Here is a 14,915-nt window from a genome sequence, read left to right on the forward strand (position 1 = left end):
GACAGATGACAGACCGCCGTCCGGAGAGATCCGGGCGGCGGTTTGCCTTTCGGGGACGTTGATTTGCGGGGCATTCCCCTGGAATCAGGCCTCTGCGGGGTGGTCCTCTGCCGGTGCGGTCCGGGCGCCGCGTCGGATGACGAAGAGCAGCGCGCCGTCCTGCTCCTCGGCAGAGATCAGATCGTGGCCGGCCTGGGAGCAGAAATGCGGCATGTCGATGCGCGCCATGGGATCGTCGGCCCGCAGGCCCAGGAGCGCGCCAGGCGCCATGCCGGCCAGCAGGCGCCGCGCGCGCAGCACGGGCAGGGGGCAGAGCATGCCCCGCGCATCATATTCCCGGTCCAGTGCCAGATCCGTCATGCTGTCTCCCGAAATGCCGCCGAAAAGATTGCCGGAAAGATGGCCTAAATGGCCTTCACAAAGGCCTCTTCCGGCATAGACCAGCCGCTGCGCCCGGTCCAGACGCGCCTCCATCCGGGCCTCCATCTGGGCCTCCGGTGCGACTGCGGTATCATCTTTCCCGAAATACTCCGGGGGAGTCCGCAGGACGGGGGCAGAGCCCCCATCGGGCGCGCCGCTTGCCGCCTGTCGATCACGCAACTGCGAGGTGCGATTCCGGGTGGTGACCTGCCCGCGCGGGCAGGCTATGGCATTGGGCATGTTCGGAATCGAAATCATGGATGCGGCCCTGTTGCCGGCAATGATCGTGGCGCTGATGGCGGGGCTGGTCTCCTTCCTCAGCCCCTGCGTGCTGCCCATCGTGCCGCCCTATCTCGCCTATATGTCCGGTGTCTCGCTGAACGACATGGGGCAGGCCGGCAACCGCTGGAAGGCACTGGTGCCGGCGGTCTTCTTCGTGCTGGGCCTGTCGACGATCTTCCTGATCCTGGGCTTCACCGCCTCGGCCATCGGCACGCTCTTCCTGGCCTGGCAGGGCTGGTTCAACACCATCGCGGGCATCGTGGTGATGATCCTCGGCGCACATTTCGTGGGCGTCTACCGGATCGGCTTTCTCGACCGCGAGGCGCGGCTGGATGCGGGCGACCGCGGCGGCAGCGCCTTTGGTGCCTATATCCTGGGCCTGGCCTTTGCCTTTGGCTGGACCCCCTGCATCGGTCCGCAACTGGGCGCCATCCTGACGCTGGCCGCACAGGAGAGCTCGCTCGCCCGCGGCACGATCCTGCTGGCCTGCTATGCGGCGGGCCTTGGCATTCCCTTCCTGCTGGTGGCGGCCTTCCTGCCGCGGCTGACGGGGCTGATGGGATGGGTCAAGCGCCACATGGAGCAGATCGAACGTTTCATGGGCCTGCTGCTCTGGACCATCGGGCTGATGATGCTGACGGGCGGCTTCTCGCGCTTCTCCTACTGGTTGCTGGAGACCTTCCCGGGTCTCGCACAATTGGGATAAATCCTTTTCCCATATCCCCTTAACTTCCCGAACGGAGCGTCCTATCGTGCCGGAAAGAGGAGGGTCATGAGCCATACCACGGACCATAATCCCGACGGGGCCACCCCCACGGCAGAGCCTGACGCCCCCGAGCCGGCGCCATCGCAGGCTGCGGCGCAGCCCGGCGTGACACCGGGGGATGCCATGCCTGATGGCACCTCTGCCGGTCGCGCCGATACGGCAGAGGAGGGCGTGGCGCGGCGCCGGGTCTTCTATATTCCCGGCTACGATCCGATCCACCCGCGCCGCTATCGCGAGCTCTATCGCAAGGAAGGCGCGGTGCAGGCGGCCATCTCGGGCTACGAGATCGGGCTGACGCCCCGGCGGGGCCGGCACCACTACGGCTGGCACGTCGAAGGGCGGATCGAGGGCGGCGAGACCGAGGCCGACATCGAGACGCTGATCTGGTCCGACATCGTGCGCGACAGCATGGGCCATTCCATCGCCGCCACCTATCTGCAGCTGGGCCGCACCGCCTGGGCCTATATCGCCAGCGGCGCGCTCTTTCGCCTGATGCGCCTGCGCAAGGGGCCGGTGATCGCGGCGCTCTACCCGGTGGGGTTCCTGCTGTTGCAGCTTGTCGTGGCGCTGCTGGTGGGCTTTGCGGTGGGGTCGCTCTTCAACTGGGCGGCTGATGGCGCCCGGGCAGAGGGGCTGACGCCCTGGATCGGGATCCTGGTGATGCTGGGCACGGCGCCCTTCGTGCTGGCCTGGTTCAAGCGCCACGACAACCGCTTTTTCGCCTATTACCTGATGCATGATTATTCCTTCTCGGCGCGCTACCGGGGCGCCAATCCGCCCGCGCTCGAGGCGCGGATGGCGGAGTTTGCCGACCGCATCGCCGAGGCGCTGCGCGACGATGTCGACGAGGTTCTTGTGGTGGGCCATTCCTCGGGCGCGCATCTGGCGGTGTCGGTGCTGGCGGACCTGCTGCGTGGGGCCCGGGTGCCGGAGGGTGGGCCCGCGCTGAATTTCCTCAGCCTGGGGCAGGTGGTGCCGATGGTCTCCTTCCTGCCGGATGCGGAACGGCTGCGCGGCGACCTGGCCTATATGGCGGCGCAGGAGCGGGTGTTCTGGCTCGATGTGACGGCGCCGGGCGACGGATGTGCCTTTGCGCTCTGCGATCCGGTGAGCGTCTCGGGCGTGGCACCGGAGGGCAAGCGCTGGCCGCTGGTGATCTCGGCCGCCTTCAGCCAGACGCTCAGCCCCGATCGCTGGGCCGAGCTGCGCTGGCGCTTCTTCCGGCTGCATTTCCAGTATCTCTGCGCCTTCGACCGGCCGCGGGATTACGATTATTTCCGCATCACCGCCGGCCCCAAGACACTGCGCGCGCGCTATGCGGACCGCGCGCCCAGCCCGGGGCGGGTCGAGAAGCCGGTGAACCGCCATACCTCGGTGCCGACATGAGCGCGGGCGCATGACGCCGCCGAAGCCGCCGTCGCGGCCCGCGGGCAGGATCTCTCTCTGGCGCTATGCGCGGCTCTTCCGGCAGGACATCCTCTCGGCCCAGCCCGACCGTCTCTATGATGCGCGGATGGCAGAGTTCCGCACGCCGTTTTTCCGGTCGTTCCTGGTGAACCAGCCGGATCTGGTGCAGCTGGTGCTGAAGGAGCGGCCCCGGGATTTCCCCAAGAGCGACCGGGTGGGCGAGGGGCTGCGGCCGCTGCTGGGCAATTCGGTGTTCCTGACCAATGGCGAGACCTGGGAACGGCAGCGGCGGATCATCGACCCGGCCTTTGAAGGCGGGCGGCTGAAGGATACCTTTCCGGCGATGAAGGCCGCCGCCGAGGCCTGCGTGGCGCGGCTCTCGCCGGGTGTCACCGAGATCGAGGAAGAGACCAGCCACGCGGCAGCGGACGTGATCTTTCGCACGCTCTTCTCCATCCCCATCGAGCATGAGGTGGCGAGCCGGGTGTTTCACCGCTTCCGCGACTATCAGCGCAGCCAGCCGATCCTGAACCTGGCGGCGCTGGTGCCGCTGCCGCGGATCCTGCCGCGGTTCTTCCGTCGCTCGACGCGCGAGGCGGCGAAGGAGATCCGGGCGCTGATCGGCCAGCTGACGGCGGAGCGGATGGCGGGGATCGCCGCAGGCAAAGCGCCCGACGACCTGGCCACCAAGATCATGACCATGCGCGACCCCGAGACCGGTGCCGGGTTCGACACCGAGGAGATGATCGACCAGGTGGCCATCTTCTTCCTGGCCGGGCACGAGACCAGCGCCTCGGCGCTGGCCTGGACGCTCTACCTGCTGGCGACGCATCCCGACTGGCAGGAGAAGGTGGCCGAAGAGGTGGCCGAAGTGGTGGCTGCGGCAGGGGAGCTGGATTTCGCGGCGGTCAGCCGGCTGCGGGTGACGCGGGACGTGTTCCGCGAGGCGCTGCGGCTGTACCCGCCGGTGCCGATGATGGTGCGCGAGGCGCAATGTCCGGAGCATTTCCGCAATCGCGAGGTACCGAAGGGCAGCCAGATCGTGCTGAGCCCCTGGCACCTGCACCGCCATCGCAAGCTCTGGGAGGCGCCGGACGATTTCGACCCCGGCCGCTGGCAGACGGAGAACGGCCGCCACTGCCTGCGCGAGGCCTTCATCCCGTTTTCCGCGGGCGCCCGGGTGTGCACCGGGGCGGGATTTGCCATGGTCGAGGGGCCGCTGCTGCTGGCCGAGATCCTGCGGCGGTTCCGCGTGACCCCGGTGGAGGGCCGGATACCACGGCCCGTGGCACATCTGACGGTGCGCAGCGGGAACGGCATCTGGCTGCGCCTGGAGGAGAGGTCGGAGGGGGCGCTGCCCCCGTCAGGCGAGGCCTGACTCCCCCGGGATATTTGGGGCCAGATGAGGGAGCCGGGCGGGCTGCATTGGTCAGCCGCGCAGGCGCTGGCCCGTGGGATCGAAGCCGGTGTCGGCAATGACGCGGGCGGGGCATTTCCGACCCAGGATCTCGATATGCACCTCGGTGCCCGGAACGGCAGCCTCGACGGGCAGGAAGCCGAAGGCGATGCTGCGGCCCAGGTGGTGGGAATAGCCGCCGGAGGTGCAGAAGCCCGCGACGCTGTCGCCGAGCCAGATCGGCTCGTAGGCGTTCACGTCGGCCTCGGTCGTGGTGACCTCGAAGGTGCAGAGGTGGCGTGCAGGCTGATCGGCCTGTGCTGCGGCCTTGCCGATGAAGTCCTTGTCCCAGTCGATGAAGCGGTCGAGGCCTGTTTCGCGGGCGGTGTAATCGGGGGAATATTCCGAGAGCCAGGAGCCGAAGCCGCGATCGAGGCGCAGGGACATCATGGCGCGCATGCCGAAGGGGGCGAGGCCCAGCGGCTCTCCTGCCTGCCAGAGGGTGGTCCAGAGCGCGCGCTGTGCCATGGGATCGGTGTAGATCTCGTAGCCGAGGTCGCCGGTGTAGGAGACCCGCTGGACCAGGCAATCGGCCATGCCGAGGGTCATGGGGGCGACATCAAGGAAGCGCATGCCGGAGACATCGCTGCGGGTACAGGCCTGAAGAAGATCCCGGGCGCGAGGGCCGGCGATCTGGAACCCGGTAGAAAGGTCAGAGATGTTAGTGACTTGCGCGCCGTCTCTCATGTGCTGATCGAACCAGCGCATGTGGAAGGCCTGGGCCGAGTAGGAGGCGGTGAGGCGGAAGCTGTCCCGCGACAGGCAGGAAATGGTGAAATCGCCGATGATCCTGCCGGCCCGCGAGAGCATGGGCGAAAGCGAGATCCGGCCCGGTTTCGGCACCCGGCCGGCCATGAGGTGATCGAGCCAGGCGCGGGCAGCGGGGCCGGTGACGGCATATTTTCCGAAGTTCTGAAGTTCATTTATTCCAACGGCTTCGCGGACGTTCTTCACCTCTCGGGCGATGGCGGCAAAGGCGTTGGAACGGCGGAAGGACGGGGTTTCGAAGCGCGGCTCGGAGCCCTGCGCGAAGTAATTCGGCACCTCGAGGCCGTATTGCTGACCCCAGACCGCGCCCATGGCATCCAAGGTGTCGTACATCGGCGTGGTGCGGAAGGGGCGCGCGGCGGGGAGCTCTTCGTTCGGGTAGGAGACGGAGAAGCGTTTCTGATAGTTTTCAATGACTTTCGGGCGGGTGTAGCCGGGGGTGATCCAGGAGCCGAAACGGGCAACATCGAGGGCGGAGACGTCGCGCTCGCATTCGCCCTCGATCATCCATTGCGCCAGCATCAGCCCGACGCCGCCGCCCTGGGAGAATCCCGCCATCACGGCGCAGGCGGACCAGTAGTTGCGCAGGCCGGGCACGGGGCCGACCAGCGGGTTGCCATCGGGCGCAAAGGTGAAGGGGCCGTGGATCACCGTCTTGATGCCGGCGCGTTCCAGCACCGGGAAGCGGCGGTAGGCGAACTCGATGCTGTCGCCGATCTTGTCGAGATCGTCGGGCAGGAGTTCGTGGCCGAAGTTCCAGGGCGTGCCGTCGACGGCCCAGGGTTTCGCCCGCTGTTCGTAGAAACCGATGCAGAGGCCGCGGCCCTCCTGGCGCAGGTAGCTTTCGCCGGCCGGGTCCATGACATGGGGGTGTTCGCTGTCGCGGGTGTAGATCTCGGGGATGTCGTCGGTGACGAGATAGTGGTGCTCCATCGGGTGGAGCGGCAGGTAGACCCCCGCCATGGCGGCGACCTCCCGGGCCCAGAGGCCGCCGGCGTTGACGACATGTTCGGCGTGCACCGTGCCCTTGTCGGTGACCACGTCCCAGGTGCCGTCGGGGCGGGGATTGGTTTCGCGCACCATGCAGTGGGTCTTGATCGTGGCGCCGGCCATGCGCGCGGCGCGGGCATAGGCATGGGTGGTGCCGGAGGGATCGAGGTGGCCATCGAGCGGATCATAGAGGGCACCGATGATGCCCTCGGTATTGGTGACGGGGGCGATCTCGCGGATTTCCTCAGGCGTGACGATGCGGGTGTCGAGGCCCATGTGCCGGTGCTTGGCGCGTTCGGCCACCAGCATGTCAAAGCGATCCTGCGTATCGGCCAGGGTGACGCCGCCGACGTGGTGCAGCCCGCAGGACATGCCGGTGATCTCCTCCAGCTCGCGGTAGAGGCGGATGGTATAGCCCTGCAGCGCGGCCATGTTGGTATCGCCGTTCAGGGTGTGAAAACCGCCGGCCGCATGCCAGGTCGAGCCCGAGGTGAGCTCGGAGCGTTCGAGCAGCATGACGTCGGTCCAGCCGAGCTTTGTCAGGTGATAGAGCACGGAGCAGCCGACGACGCCGCCTCCGATTACCGCGACACGGGTGGTGGTCTGCATGGGGCCTCCGGTGCTGTATGGGTCGAGACTGGGAGGGCATCAGGGCACGGGCATGTCCGTTTGCGACATGGCGTGTCGCTATGGCCGCATGATGGGAGAGCGGGCAGTGTCTTTCCATCTGGCCCGGCGCGAATTTCGGCTTAGCTTAGGCGAAAGACCGAAGGGGACACCGATGCTGCCATCACTGCTGCGCAAGGCGCATGACTTTTCGCGCCGCCTGATCGTGCGGGTGCTGCTGATCGCGGCGCTGGCGCTGCTGGCGCTGGTGCTGAGCAAGCTGGTCTCGGGGGTCATTCCAGCCGACCTGGACGGGATGGTCGGCGCCGATGCGGTGGACAACATCCTGTCGATCATCGCCAATTCCATGCTGGCGGTTACGACCTTCTCGCTGACGGTGATGGCCGCGGCGCATCGCAACGTCAGCTCGCAATGGACGCCACGGGCGCATCAGATCCTGCTGGAGGACACCACGACGCATACGGTGCTGGCGACCTTCGTGGGGGCCTATCTCTATGCGCTGGCGGCGATCATCCTGCGCGACATGGAGGTGTTCCGCGACCAGTCTCTGGTGGTGCTCTTCGGCACGACGCTGGTGGTGGTGGCGATGATCGTGGTGGCGATCATCCGCTGGATCTCGCACATGGAGATGCTGGGCAGCCTGATCGAGACGGCGCAGCGGATCGAGGACAAGACCCAGCAGGCCTTCGACATGCGTGCGGAGTATCCGACGCTGGGAGCCGGGCGGCTTGACGCGGCGGCGATCCCGGAGGAGGCCGTGGTGATCGCCGCGCCGCAGACGGGCTATGTGCAGCAGATCTACCAGGACCTGCTGCAGGAGGCGGCCGAGGCGACGGAGGCGCGGGTCTGGGTGCTGCATCCGGTGGGGGCTTTCGTCTATCAAGGGCAGGCGCTGGCGCGGGCGGACAGCGACGACGAAACCCTGCGCGACAAGATCTGTGCCAACGTGGCCATCGGCACGCTGCGCAATTTCGACCAGGATCCGGATTTCGGGCTGACCTGCCTGGGCGAGATCGCAGTGCGGGCGCTGTCGCCCGGCGTGAACGATCCGGGCACCGCCAGTGACATCCTGCACCGGATCACCCGGATCCTGATGGCCCGGCGGGAGCCGATCACCGTCGACGCGGAGGATATCACCCTCGACCGGGTGTTCCTGCCGCCGCTGGACCGCGCGGCGCTGGTGGAGAACAGCGTGGGGCCGATCCTGCACGACTGGGGTGCGCGGCCGGACCTGATCCGGCCGATGCGCGAGACGCTGACGGCCCTGTCGCTGCATGCGGATCCCGAGATTGCCCGGGTGGCGCGGCGCCTGAAGGCCGATGCCCTTGCCGAAACCGACGGGCACTGACGCAGACAGACCGGGCTGCGTGGTGAAACGGCAAGGGCCCGGCATGAGGGGGCGCCCTTCGATCCCGTCGCACGGCGGCTGCGCGGTCGCGTGCGGAGCCTCCGGCGGGGATATTTGGGGCCAGATGAAAGAGCCGGGCGGCGCCTCAGACAGGGGTAAGCGGGCGGATCTTGAGCCGGGTGATGCGGTTGTCCTTGCGGGCCGAAACCTCGAAGCGGAAGCCGTGGAAGGAGAAGACCTGACCCACGGTCGGGATCATCTGGGCCTCGTGGATCACCAGGCCCGCGATGGTATTGGCCTCGTCATCGGGGAGCGACCATTCCATGGCGCGGTTGAGGTCGCGGATCGTCATGGCGCCGTCGACGATGTACTGGCCATCCTCGGTTCGGCGCACGACCTGATCGGCGGCATCGGGGTCGAATTCGTCGGAAATCTCGCCGACGATTTCCTCGAGGATGTCCTCCAGCGTCAGCAGGCCCTGCAGGGAGCCGTATTCGTCGACCACCAGGGCGAAATGGGTGCGCATGTGCAGGAACTGGCGCATCTGCTCGTCAAGCGTGGTGGTTTCGGGCACGAAGTAGGGCTTCATCATCACGTCGGTGACCTGGAAGCGGGCGAGCGCCTCGGCGCCGCCCTGGCCGTCGCTGCCGAGACGGTAGATGGCGCGGAGCAGGTCCTTGACGTGCAGGATGCCGATGATGTTCTCGGGGTCGTCGCGGTAGACGGGCAGGCGGGTGTGGTTCGACTCGATGCACTGGGCCAGGATGTTCTCCGGACTGTCGGCGGCATCGATCACCTCGATCTGCGAGCGGTGGAGCATGATCTCCTCGACCACGCGATCGCCGAGGTCCAGGGCGCCGAGGATCCGGTCGCGGTCCTCCTTCTGCACCACGCCCTCGGAATGACCGAGCTGCAGCGCGCCGGCGATCTCTTCGCGCACGGCGAGGATCTGGCTGTCGGGATCGGTTTTCACGCCGAAGATGCGCAGCACGCCGCGCACCAGGAGGCGCACTGCCGAGACGATGGGCGAGGCGACGGCAATGATCACCGCGATGGGCTTTGCCACCAGTGAGGCCGCGGCCTCTGCATTCGTGATCGCGTAGGTCTTGGGCAGAACCTCGGCGAAGATCAGGACGAGCAGCGTCATGACGATGGTGGCCATGGCCACGCCGCTGTCGCCGAAGAGCACGGTGAAGAGCGATGTGGTGAGCGACGTTGCCAGGATGTTGACCAGGTTGTTGCCGAGCAGGACCGACCCGATCAGCCGCTCGTTGTCTTCGGTGATGGCCAGCGCCTTTTCCGCACCCTTGTCGCCCTTGTCGGCGAGCGAACGCAGTTTTCCGCGCGAAGCGGCGGTGAGGGCGGTTTCGGAACCGGAGAAAAAGGCCGAGAAGACCAGGAGGAGCAGAATGCCCCCTGCGGTAAGGTAATACGTCATATCCTGTGCGACCGAAGTTTCGTCCATGAAAACCCCCCTGTATGTCGTGGGTTATGGGCACCCGGCGGCGCCGGCGCAAGACCCGATGGCCGCAGGCGCGTGCCTGCCGTCCCCATGCGCCGTCCGCTCCCTGTCATCTGGCCAAAAATATCCCGGGGGAGTCAGCAAAGCTGACGGGGGCAGAGCCCCCCGTACCGGCAGGCCAGGGGCGCTCTGCTCAGTCCTCTCGTGCTTGCTGGGGACGGTTCAGCGGGTGGTGATCCTCCACCAGCTCCTTCAGCCGTTCCTCGAGCACGTGCGTATAGATCTCGGTGGTGGCGAGGTCGGCATGGCCCAAGAGCGTCTGGATCGAACGCAGGTCGGCGCCGTTTTCCAGCAGATGGGTGGCAAAGGCATGGCGCAGCCGGTGCGGTGTGACCTTGTCGGGCGATATGCCCGCCTCGACCGCAATCTCCTTAATCAGGAGGTAGAACCGGTGCCGGGTCAGGTGGCCTTCCTTGCTGCGCGAGGGGAAGAGAAAGCGCGAGGGGGGCACGCCGTTCAGCCGCGCGACCTCTTCCTCGGCGTCGCGGTGAGCGAGCCATTCGGCCAGCGCCACCTCTGCCGGCGGCGACAGCGGCACCAGGCGTTCCTTGCCGCCCTTGCCGCGGATGAGCAGCATCTCGGGGCGGCCCCGGGCGGCCGCGGCGGGCAGGCTGACAAGCTCGGTCACCCGCATGCCGGTGGCATAGAGCAGCTCCATCAGGCAGGTGTTGCGCAGCCGGTCGGCCGGGCCACGGCCATGCTGGCGGGCGGCGTCGAGCAGGGCCTCGACCTCGGCAGGGCTGAGCGTCTTGGGCAGGGTGCGGGCACGGCCCGGGCCGCGGATCTGGATCGCGGGATTGTCCTCGCGCCAGCCTTCCTCGAAGGCGAAGCGGTAGATCTGCTTGATGGCCGACAGACGCCGCGCACGGGTGGCGCGCGAGAACCCCTGGGCATCGCAATGCACCAGGTAGGCCTCGACATCGGAACGGGTGGCCTCGGCCCAGCCGAGATTGCGACCCGCCAGCCAGCCCTGCACGTCCTTCAGGTCGCGGCCATAGGCCAGCAGGGTGTTGCGCGCGGCGCCGGCCTCGGCCGCCTGGGCGTCGAGAAAGGCCGGGATCCAGCGGGCATCGGGAATGTCGGGAGGGAGCGCCTCGCTCATCTCAGCCCCGCCGGTCGAGGATGAGGAACTGAAGCGCGGCGCTGCGGGCGGTGTCCTCTAGGCGGACGGCCCGGAATGTGGCCAGGGCCTCCTCGGCATCGCGCAGCTCGCCCGTCGTGGCGCTGCCGTAGAGGCGCATGGCGCCGAGCAGCGCCTCTCCCAGGCGGCCATGGTCGAGCTGATCCTGGATTCGCTGCGGCAGCTCCGGCGTGTCGGCAAAGCCGGCGGTCACGATGCGCGAGGCCGTGTCGTAGGGCGTGGCCTCTGCGGGGCGGCCACGGGCGAGGGCCAGCAGGAAGCTCTCGGTGCCGTCGCGGGCCTGCATCCGGGCGGCCGCGGCCTCGTAGCCGGGTGCGAGCAGGGCGACGCGGAAGGCGATATGTCCGGCCTCGCCCGGGGCATCGGCAAAATCGGCGAGCTGATCGCCGTAGAGCCGGGCAAAGGGCACCTCGAGCTCGGCGGTGGCCATGGCGGTCCAGGCGGCGGGCAGGGCGGCGAGCACGGCATTGCGATCCTGCGAGGTCATAGCCTGATCGAAGGTCTGCAGGGCGCGGACGCGGTCCCAGATGCCCCCGGAGGCGGAGGGGCGGGCCTGGGTGTAGATGCCGATCAGGCTGTTCTCGGAGAGCGCGCCGGTGCGGGTCAGGCGCTCGGCGGCCTCGAGCGCGGCCTTCCAGCCGGTCAGCCCGCGCAGGTCGGAGGCGGCAAAGGCACGGGGCAGCGAGGCGGTGGGCAGCGGCTCTCCGATCGCCTCGGAGAGGCGGAAGAGCAGGGGCGTGACATTGGCGGGCGGCGCCATCGGCACCGCACCGTCATCGAGGTTGTCGTGCAGGAAGCGCGTGAGCAGCATGTCCTCGTAGCCGGAGATGGCCCCCACGGCGGTGGCCGTGTCGAGCAGCAGCGCGGCGGTGTCCCAGTCCTGTTCGCGCGCGAGGCAGAAGATCCGCGCACCATAGCCGGGCGCCAGCGCGGGCTGGGCGATCATGGCGCGGCAGGCCCCGGTTTCGTCACCGGCCAGCAACGACAGGTCGAACCAGCGCGACATCAGATCGCGGCTGCGGGTGGGCCCGGCCCGTTCGATCAGCGCCAGCGCCGGATCCACGGCGCCAAGCGCGATCAGCGTGTCGATGCGCGCGAGCAGGAAACCGGCCGAGCCGTCCTCGCCCTCGGGCGGTTCGACCTCGGCCAGCAGAAGGGTGTAGAGCAGGGATTGCATCGCCGGCTGCTGGGCCACGTCGAGCGCGGAGAGCTGACGGGCGAGCTGGCTGGCGGAGGATTTTTCCCACAGAGTGTCGGGCAGGCCCGTGACCGAGGCGGGCAGGAGCCCCACGGCGCCGGTCTGCACGTCGCCAAGGGGGCGGCTGCTGACCTGGGGAATCCCCGCGCCGGAACTGACCGGCGGTTCCGCGGCCGAGCGGCCGGAGCCGGCGCCCGGAACCGGCATGGTGACGCCGGCATTGGACAGGCTGTTGAGCCAGTCGATGGCCGATTTCGGCCCCGTCACCGGCGCTGTTGGCTGTCGGCCGAGGGGCGTGTTGGTGGAAAGGCCGAGCGCGGAGTTGCGCAGCGTGGCCTCTTGTGCCGCGGCGGGGGCCGCGGTGATCAGGCAAGACAGCAGCAGGGCGAGACCGGCGGGCAAAACCCGCGCGGCCTTTGCTTGGCCCGCCACATGACCCGGGGGGCCGTTGCGCAAGATCCGTCTACTGCACATCCAGCACCAGAGGGGTTGTCGTCTCGCTCACCGGCGGGGCGAAATCGGCGCCGAGCCAGGGCCCGACATAGGCGTAGGCCACAAGCGCGATTCCGCAAAGGATCGCAAGGTATACCAGCCACTTGATAATGCGCAGCATGAATTCTTTGCCCCATTTCGTTGTTGTTTTGGGGAACTTATAACTGGCCTTTTCGGCAAGATCACGTCATTCAGGCCGGAAATTCTTGAAAAGGCAGGGCAGCGCCGAAGCGCGCATTCGCAATGAGCTGGAAACTGAAGAAAACAGTCGTGCTGGTGGGCATGATGGGGGCAGGAAAGAGCGCTGTGGGCAAGGCCGTTGCGGCCATGCTTGGCGTGCCCCTGCGCGATTCCGATGCCGAGATCGAGCTGGCGGCCAACATGACCGTCGCCGAGATCTTTGCCCGCGACGGCGAACCCTTTTTCCGGGGCAAGGAGCATCAGGTGATCGGCCGGCTGCTCGACGAGAGCCCCTGCATCCTGTCGACCGGTGGCGGCGCCTTCATGGCCGAGGCCAACCGTCAGATGATCAGCGAGCGCGGCGTTTCGGTCTGGTTGAATGCCGACCTGGACCTGCTGTGGCAGCGGGTGCGCCATCGCGACACCCGGCCGCTGCTGCGTACCGCGGATCCGCGCGCGACACTTGCCGCGCTTTACGACAGGCGCGTGCCCATCTACGCATTGGCCGACCTGAGCGTGAAGTCCGAACCCTCCTACTCGGTTCAGGACATGGCGCGCGAGGTGGTGAAGGCCCTGAAGACACGGCCGGACGTTCTGGAGGCGAAATGAGCGAAATGCTGGAAACCCTGCGGGTCGAGCTTGGCGAACGGGCCTATGACATCCTGATCGGGCCGGGGCTTCTGACGCAGGCGGGGGCGCATGTGGCGCCGCTGTTGCGGCGCAAGCGGGTGGCGGTGCTGACCGACGAGAATGTCGCGGCGCTGCACCTTGACGCGCTGCGCGAGGGGCTTGCGGCGGCGGGCATCGAGATGGTGGCGCTGACGCTGCCGGCGGGCGAGGCCACCAAGAGCTGGCCGCAGTTCACCCGGGCGGTGGAATGGCTGTTGGAGCAGAAGGTGGAGCGCAGCGACGTTGTCGTGGCGCTCGGCGGCGGCGTGATCGGAGACCTTGCGGGCTTTGCCGCGGCGGTGCTGCGGCGGGGCGTGCGCTTCGTGCAGATCCCGACGAGCCTGCTGGCGCAGGTCGACAGCAGCGTCGGCGGCAAGACCGGCATCAACGCGCCCCAGGGCAAGAACCTGGTGGGCGCCTTCCACCAGCCGAGCCTGGTGCTGGCCGATACGGCGGTGCTGGGCACGCTGCAGCCGCGGGATTTCATCGCCGGCTACGGCGAGGTGGTGAAATACGGGCTGCTGGGGGATGCGGCCTTCTTCGACTGGCTGGAAAGGATGGGGCCGGCACTGGCCTCGGGCGACATGGCGGCGCGGGTCGCGGCGGTGAAGCGCTCCTGCGAGATGAAGGCCGAGATCGTGGCACGCGACGAGACCGAGCAGGGCGACCGGGCACTGCTGAACCTCGGCCATACCTTTGGCCACGCCCTGGAATCCGCGACAGGCTATTCCGACCGGCTGCTGCACGGCGAGGGCGTGGCCATCGGCTGTGCCCTGGCCTTCGAGCTGTCCTCGCGCCTGGGCCTGTGCAGCCAGGAAGACCCGAGCCGGGTGCGCGCGCACCTGCGCGACATGGGCATGAAGGTGGACCTGAAGGACATCGAGGGCGAGTTGCCCGACGCCGAGGGCCTGATGGCGCTGATGGCGCAGGACAAGAAGGTGGTGGACGGCAAGCTGCGCTTCATCCTGGCGCGCGGCATCGGCGAGGCCTTCGTGACGGCGGACGTGCCGGGCGAGGCGGTGCGGAAACTGCTGCAGGATGCCCTCGCGGCGCGCTGACGCGAGACTTGATTTTATACGTGCAAGCGGCTGTTATCTCCGGACAAGCCCGGAGAGAGACACGATGATTACGCCTGCCTATTGCCTGATGATGGCCCGTTACAACGCCTGGCAGAACCGCTGCATGCGGCAGGCCATGGAGACGCTGTCGCCGGAGGCGCTGACGGAGGATCGCGGCGCCTTCTTCGGGTCGATCCTGGGCACGGCGAACCACCTGGTCTGGGCCGACATGCGCTGGATGTCGCGTCTGACCGACATGGCCGGCCCAACCTGCAGCAATCCCGACAGCCCGAAGATGTTTCCGACACTCGCGGCCTGGTCGGCAGAGCGGTTCCGGATGGATGGCAAGCTGCTGCTCTGGGCCGAGAAGGTGAAGGCGCTGGACCTGCAGGGCGATCTGCGCTGGACCTCGGGGGCCAAGGGCGGCGAGGTGACGGCGCCCTTGGGGCTGGTGTTGACGCATATGTTCAACCATCAGACGCACCACCGCGGACAGATCCATGCCATGCTGACGGCAGCCGGCGCAAAGACCGCCGACACCGACCTGTTCCTTATGCCCGGCGAGGGTCCCTGGTTGTAGTCCGGGCCGCA

13 protein-coding genes are annotated in these 14,915 nt (G+C 67.8%); 7 read left to right on the forward strand and 6 right to left on the reverse strand.

All coding sequences use genetic code 11. The features are described from left to right. Window positions 1-84: 84 nt before the first annotated feature. Complete coding sequence (locus AC0WR5_RS10040; protein WP_475868751.1) at window positions 85-360, reverse strand: sulfurtransferase TusA family protein; 276 nt, start codon at window positions 358-360, stop codon at window positions 85-87. Between the two features lie 298 nt (window positions 361-658). Between AC0WR5_RS10040 and AC0WR5_RS10045 the strand changes: the two genes are divergently transcribed. The 3 genes from AC0WR5_RS10045 (at window position 659) to AC0WR5_RS10055 (ending at window position 4,253) form a co-directional block, all read left to right on the forward strand. Further along, on the forward strand, window positions 659-1,408 hold the full coding sequence (locus AC0WR5_RS10045) for a cytochrome c biogenesis CcdA family protein (protein ID WP_475868753.1): 750 nt from the start codon (window positions 659-661) through the stop codon (window positions 1,406-1,408). A gap of 183 nt (window positions 1,409-1,591) precedes the next feature. Beyond that, entirely contained in the window at window positions 1,592-2,854 is a 1,263-nt protein-coding gene (locus tag AC0WR5_RS10050) for a hypothetical protein (RefSeq protein WP_475868967.1), read from the forward strand. Window positions 2,855-2,864: 10 nt separating this feature from the next. Beyond that, window positions 2,865-4,253, forward strand: a complete 1,389-nt coding sequence (locus AC0WR5_RS10055) for a cytochrome P450 (protein ID WP_475868755.1) — start codon at window positions 2,865-2,867, stop codon at window positions 4,251-4,253. Window positions 4,254-4,304: 51 nt separating this feature from the next. Here the strand turns inward: AC0WR5_RS10055 and AC0WR5_RS10060 are convergent, their stop codons facing one another. Next, window positions 4,305-6,698: a GcvT family protein gene (locus AC0WR5_RS10060; RefSeq protein ID WP_475868756.1), complete on the reverse strand. Its 2,394-nt coding sequence runs from the start codon at window positions 6,696-6,698 to the stop codon at window positions 4,305-4,307. A gap of 172 nt (window positions 6,699-6,870) precedes the next feature. Here AC0WR5_RS10060 and AC0WR5_RS10065 point away from each other — a divergent pair, with 172 nt between their 5' ends. Then, window positions 6,871-8,064 (forward strand): DUF2254 domain-containing protein, encoded by a 1,194-nt coding sequence (locus tag AC0WR5_RS10065; RefSeq protein WP_475868758.1) that lies wholly within the window; start codon window positions 6,871-6,873, stop codon window positions 8,062-8,064. Window positions 8,065-8,209: 145 nt separating this feature from the next. Here AC0WR5_RS10065 and AC0WR5_RS10070 read toward each other — a convergent pair whose 3' ends face one another. The 4 genes from AC0WR5_RS10070 to AC0WR5_RS10085 form a co-directional block, all read right to left on the reverse strand. Then, on the reverse strand, window positions 8,210-9,529 hold the full coding sequence (locus AC0WR5_RS10070; protein WP_475868760.1) for an HlyC/CorC family transporter: 1,320 nt from the start codon (window positions 9,527-9,529) through the stop codon (window positions 8,210-8,212). Between the two features lie 190 nt (window positions 9,530-9,719). Next, window positions 9,720-10,688, reverse strand: a complete 969-nt coding sequence (locus AC0WR5_RS10075) for a site-specific tyrosine recombinase XerD (protein WP_475868763.1) — start codon at window positions 10,686-10,688, stop codon at window positions 9,720-9,722. A 1-nt stretch (window position 10,689) separates the two neighbouring features. After that, the gene (locus tag AC0WR5_RS10080; RefSeq protein WP_475868765.1) at window positions 10,690-12,381 is read right to left on the reverse strand and encodes a hypothetical protein; all 1,692 of its coding nucleotides are present in this window, start codon (window positions 12,379-12,381) and stop codon (window positions 10,690-10,692) included. A 7-nt stretch (window positions 12,382-12,388) separates the two neighbouring features. After that, on the reverse strand, window positions 12,389-12,538 hold the full coding sequence (locus tag AC0WR5_RS10085; RefSeq protein WP_475868766.1) for a hypothetical protein: 150 nt from the start codon (window positions 12,536-12,538) through the stop codon (window positions 12,389-12,391). A gap of 122 nt (window positions 12,539-12,660) precedes the next feature. Between AC0WR5_RS10085 and AC0WR5_RS10090 the strand changes: the two genes are divergently transcribed. From AC0WR5_RS10090 to AC0WR5_RS10100, 3 genes are all read left to right on the forward strand, one after another. Then, window positions 12,661-13,206, forward strand: a complete 546-nt coding sequence (locus AC0WR5_RS10090) for a shikimate kinase (protein WP_475868768.1) — start codon at window positions 12,661-12,663, stop codon at window positions 13,204-13,206. Continuing rightward, entirely contained in the window at window positions 13,203-14,324 is a 1,122-nt protein-coding gene (gene aroB / locus AC0WR5_RS10095; RefSeq protein WP_475868769.1) for a 3-dehydroquinate synthase, read from the forward strand. Before AC0WR5_RS10090 ends, aroB begins: the two co-directional genes overlap by 4 nt. A 64-nt stretch (window positions 14,325-14,388) precedes the next feature. Next, window positions 14,389-14,904, forward strand: coding sequence for a DinB family protein (locus AC0WR5_RS10100; protein ID WP_475868771.1), 516 nt, complete (start codon window positions 14,389-14,391; stop codon window positions 14,902-14,904). Window positions 14,905-14,915: the final 11 nt, after the last annotated feature.

The organism is Pseudooceanicola sp. DL12 (assembly GCF_056270665.1).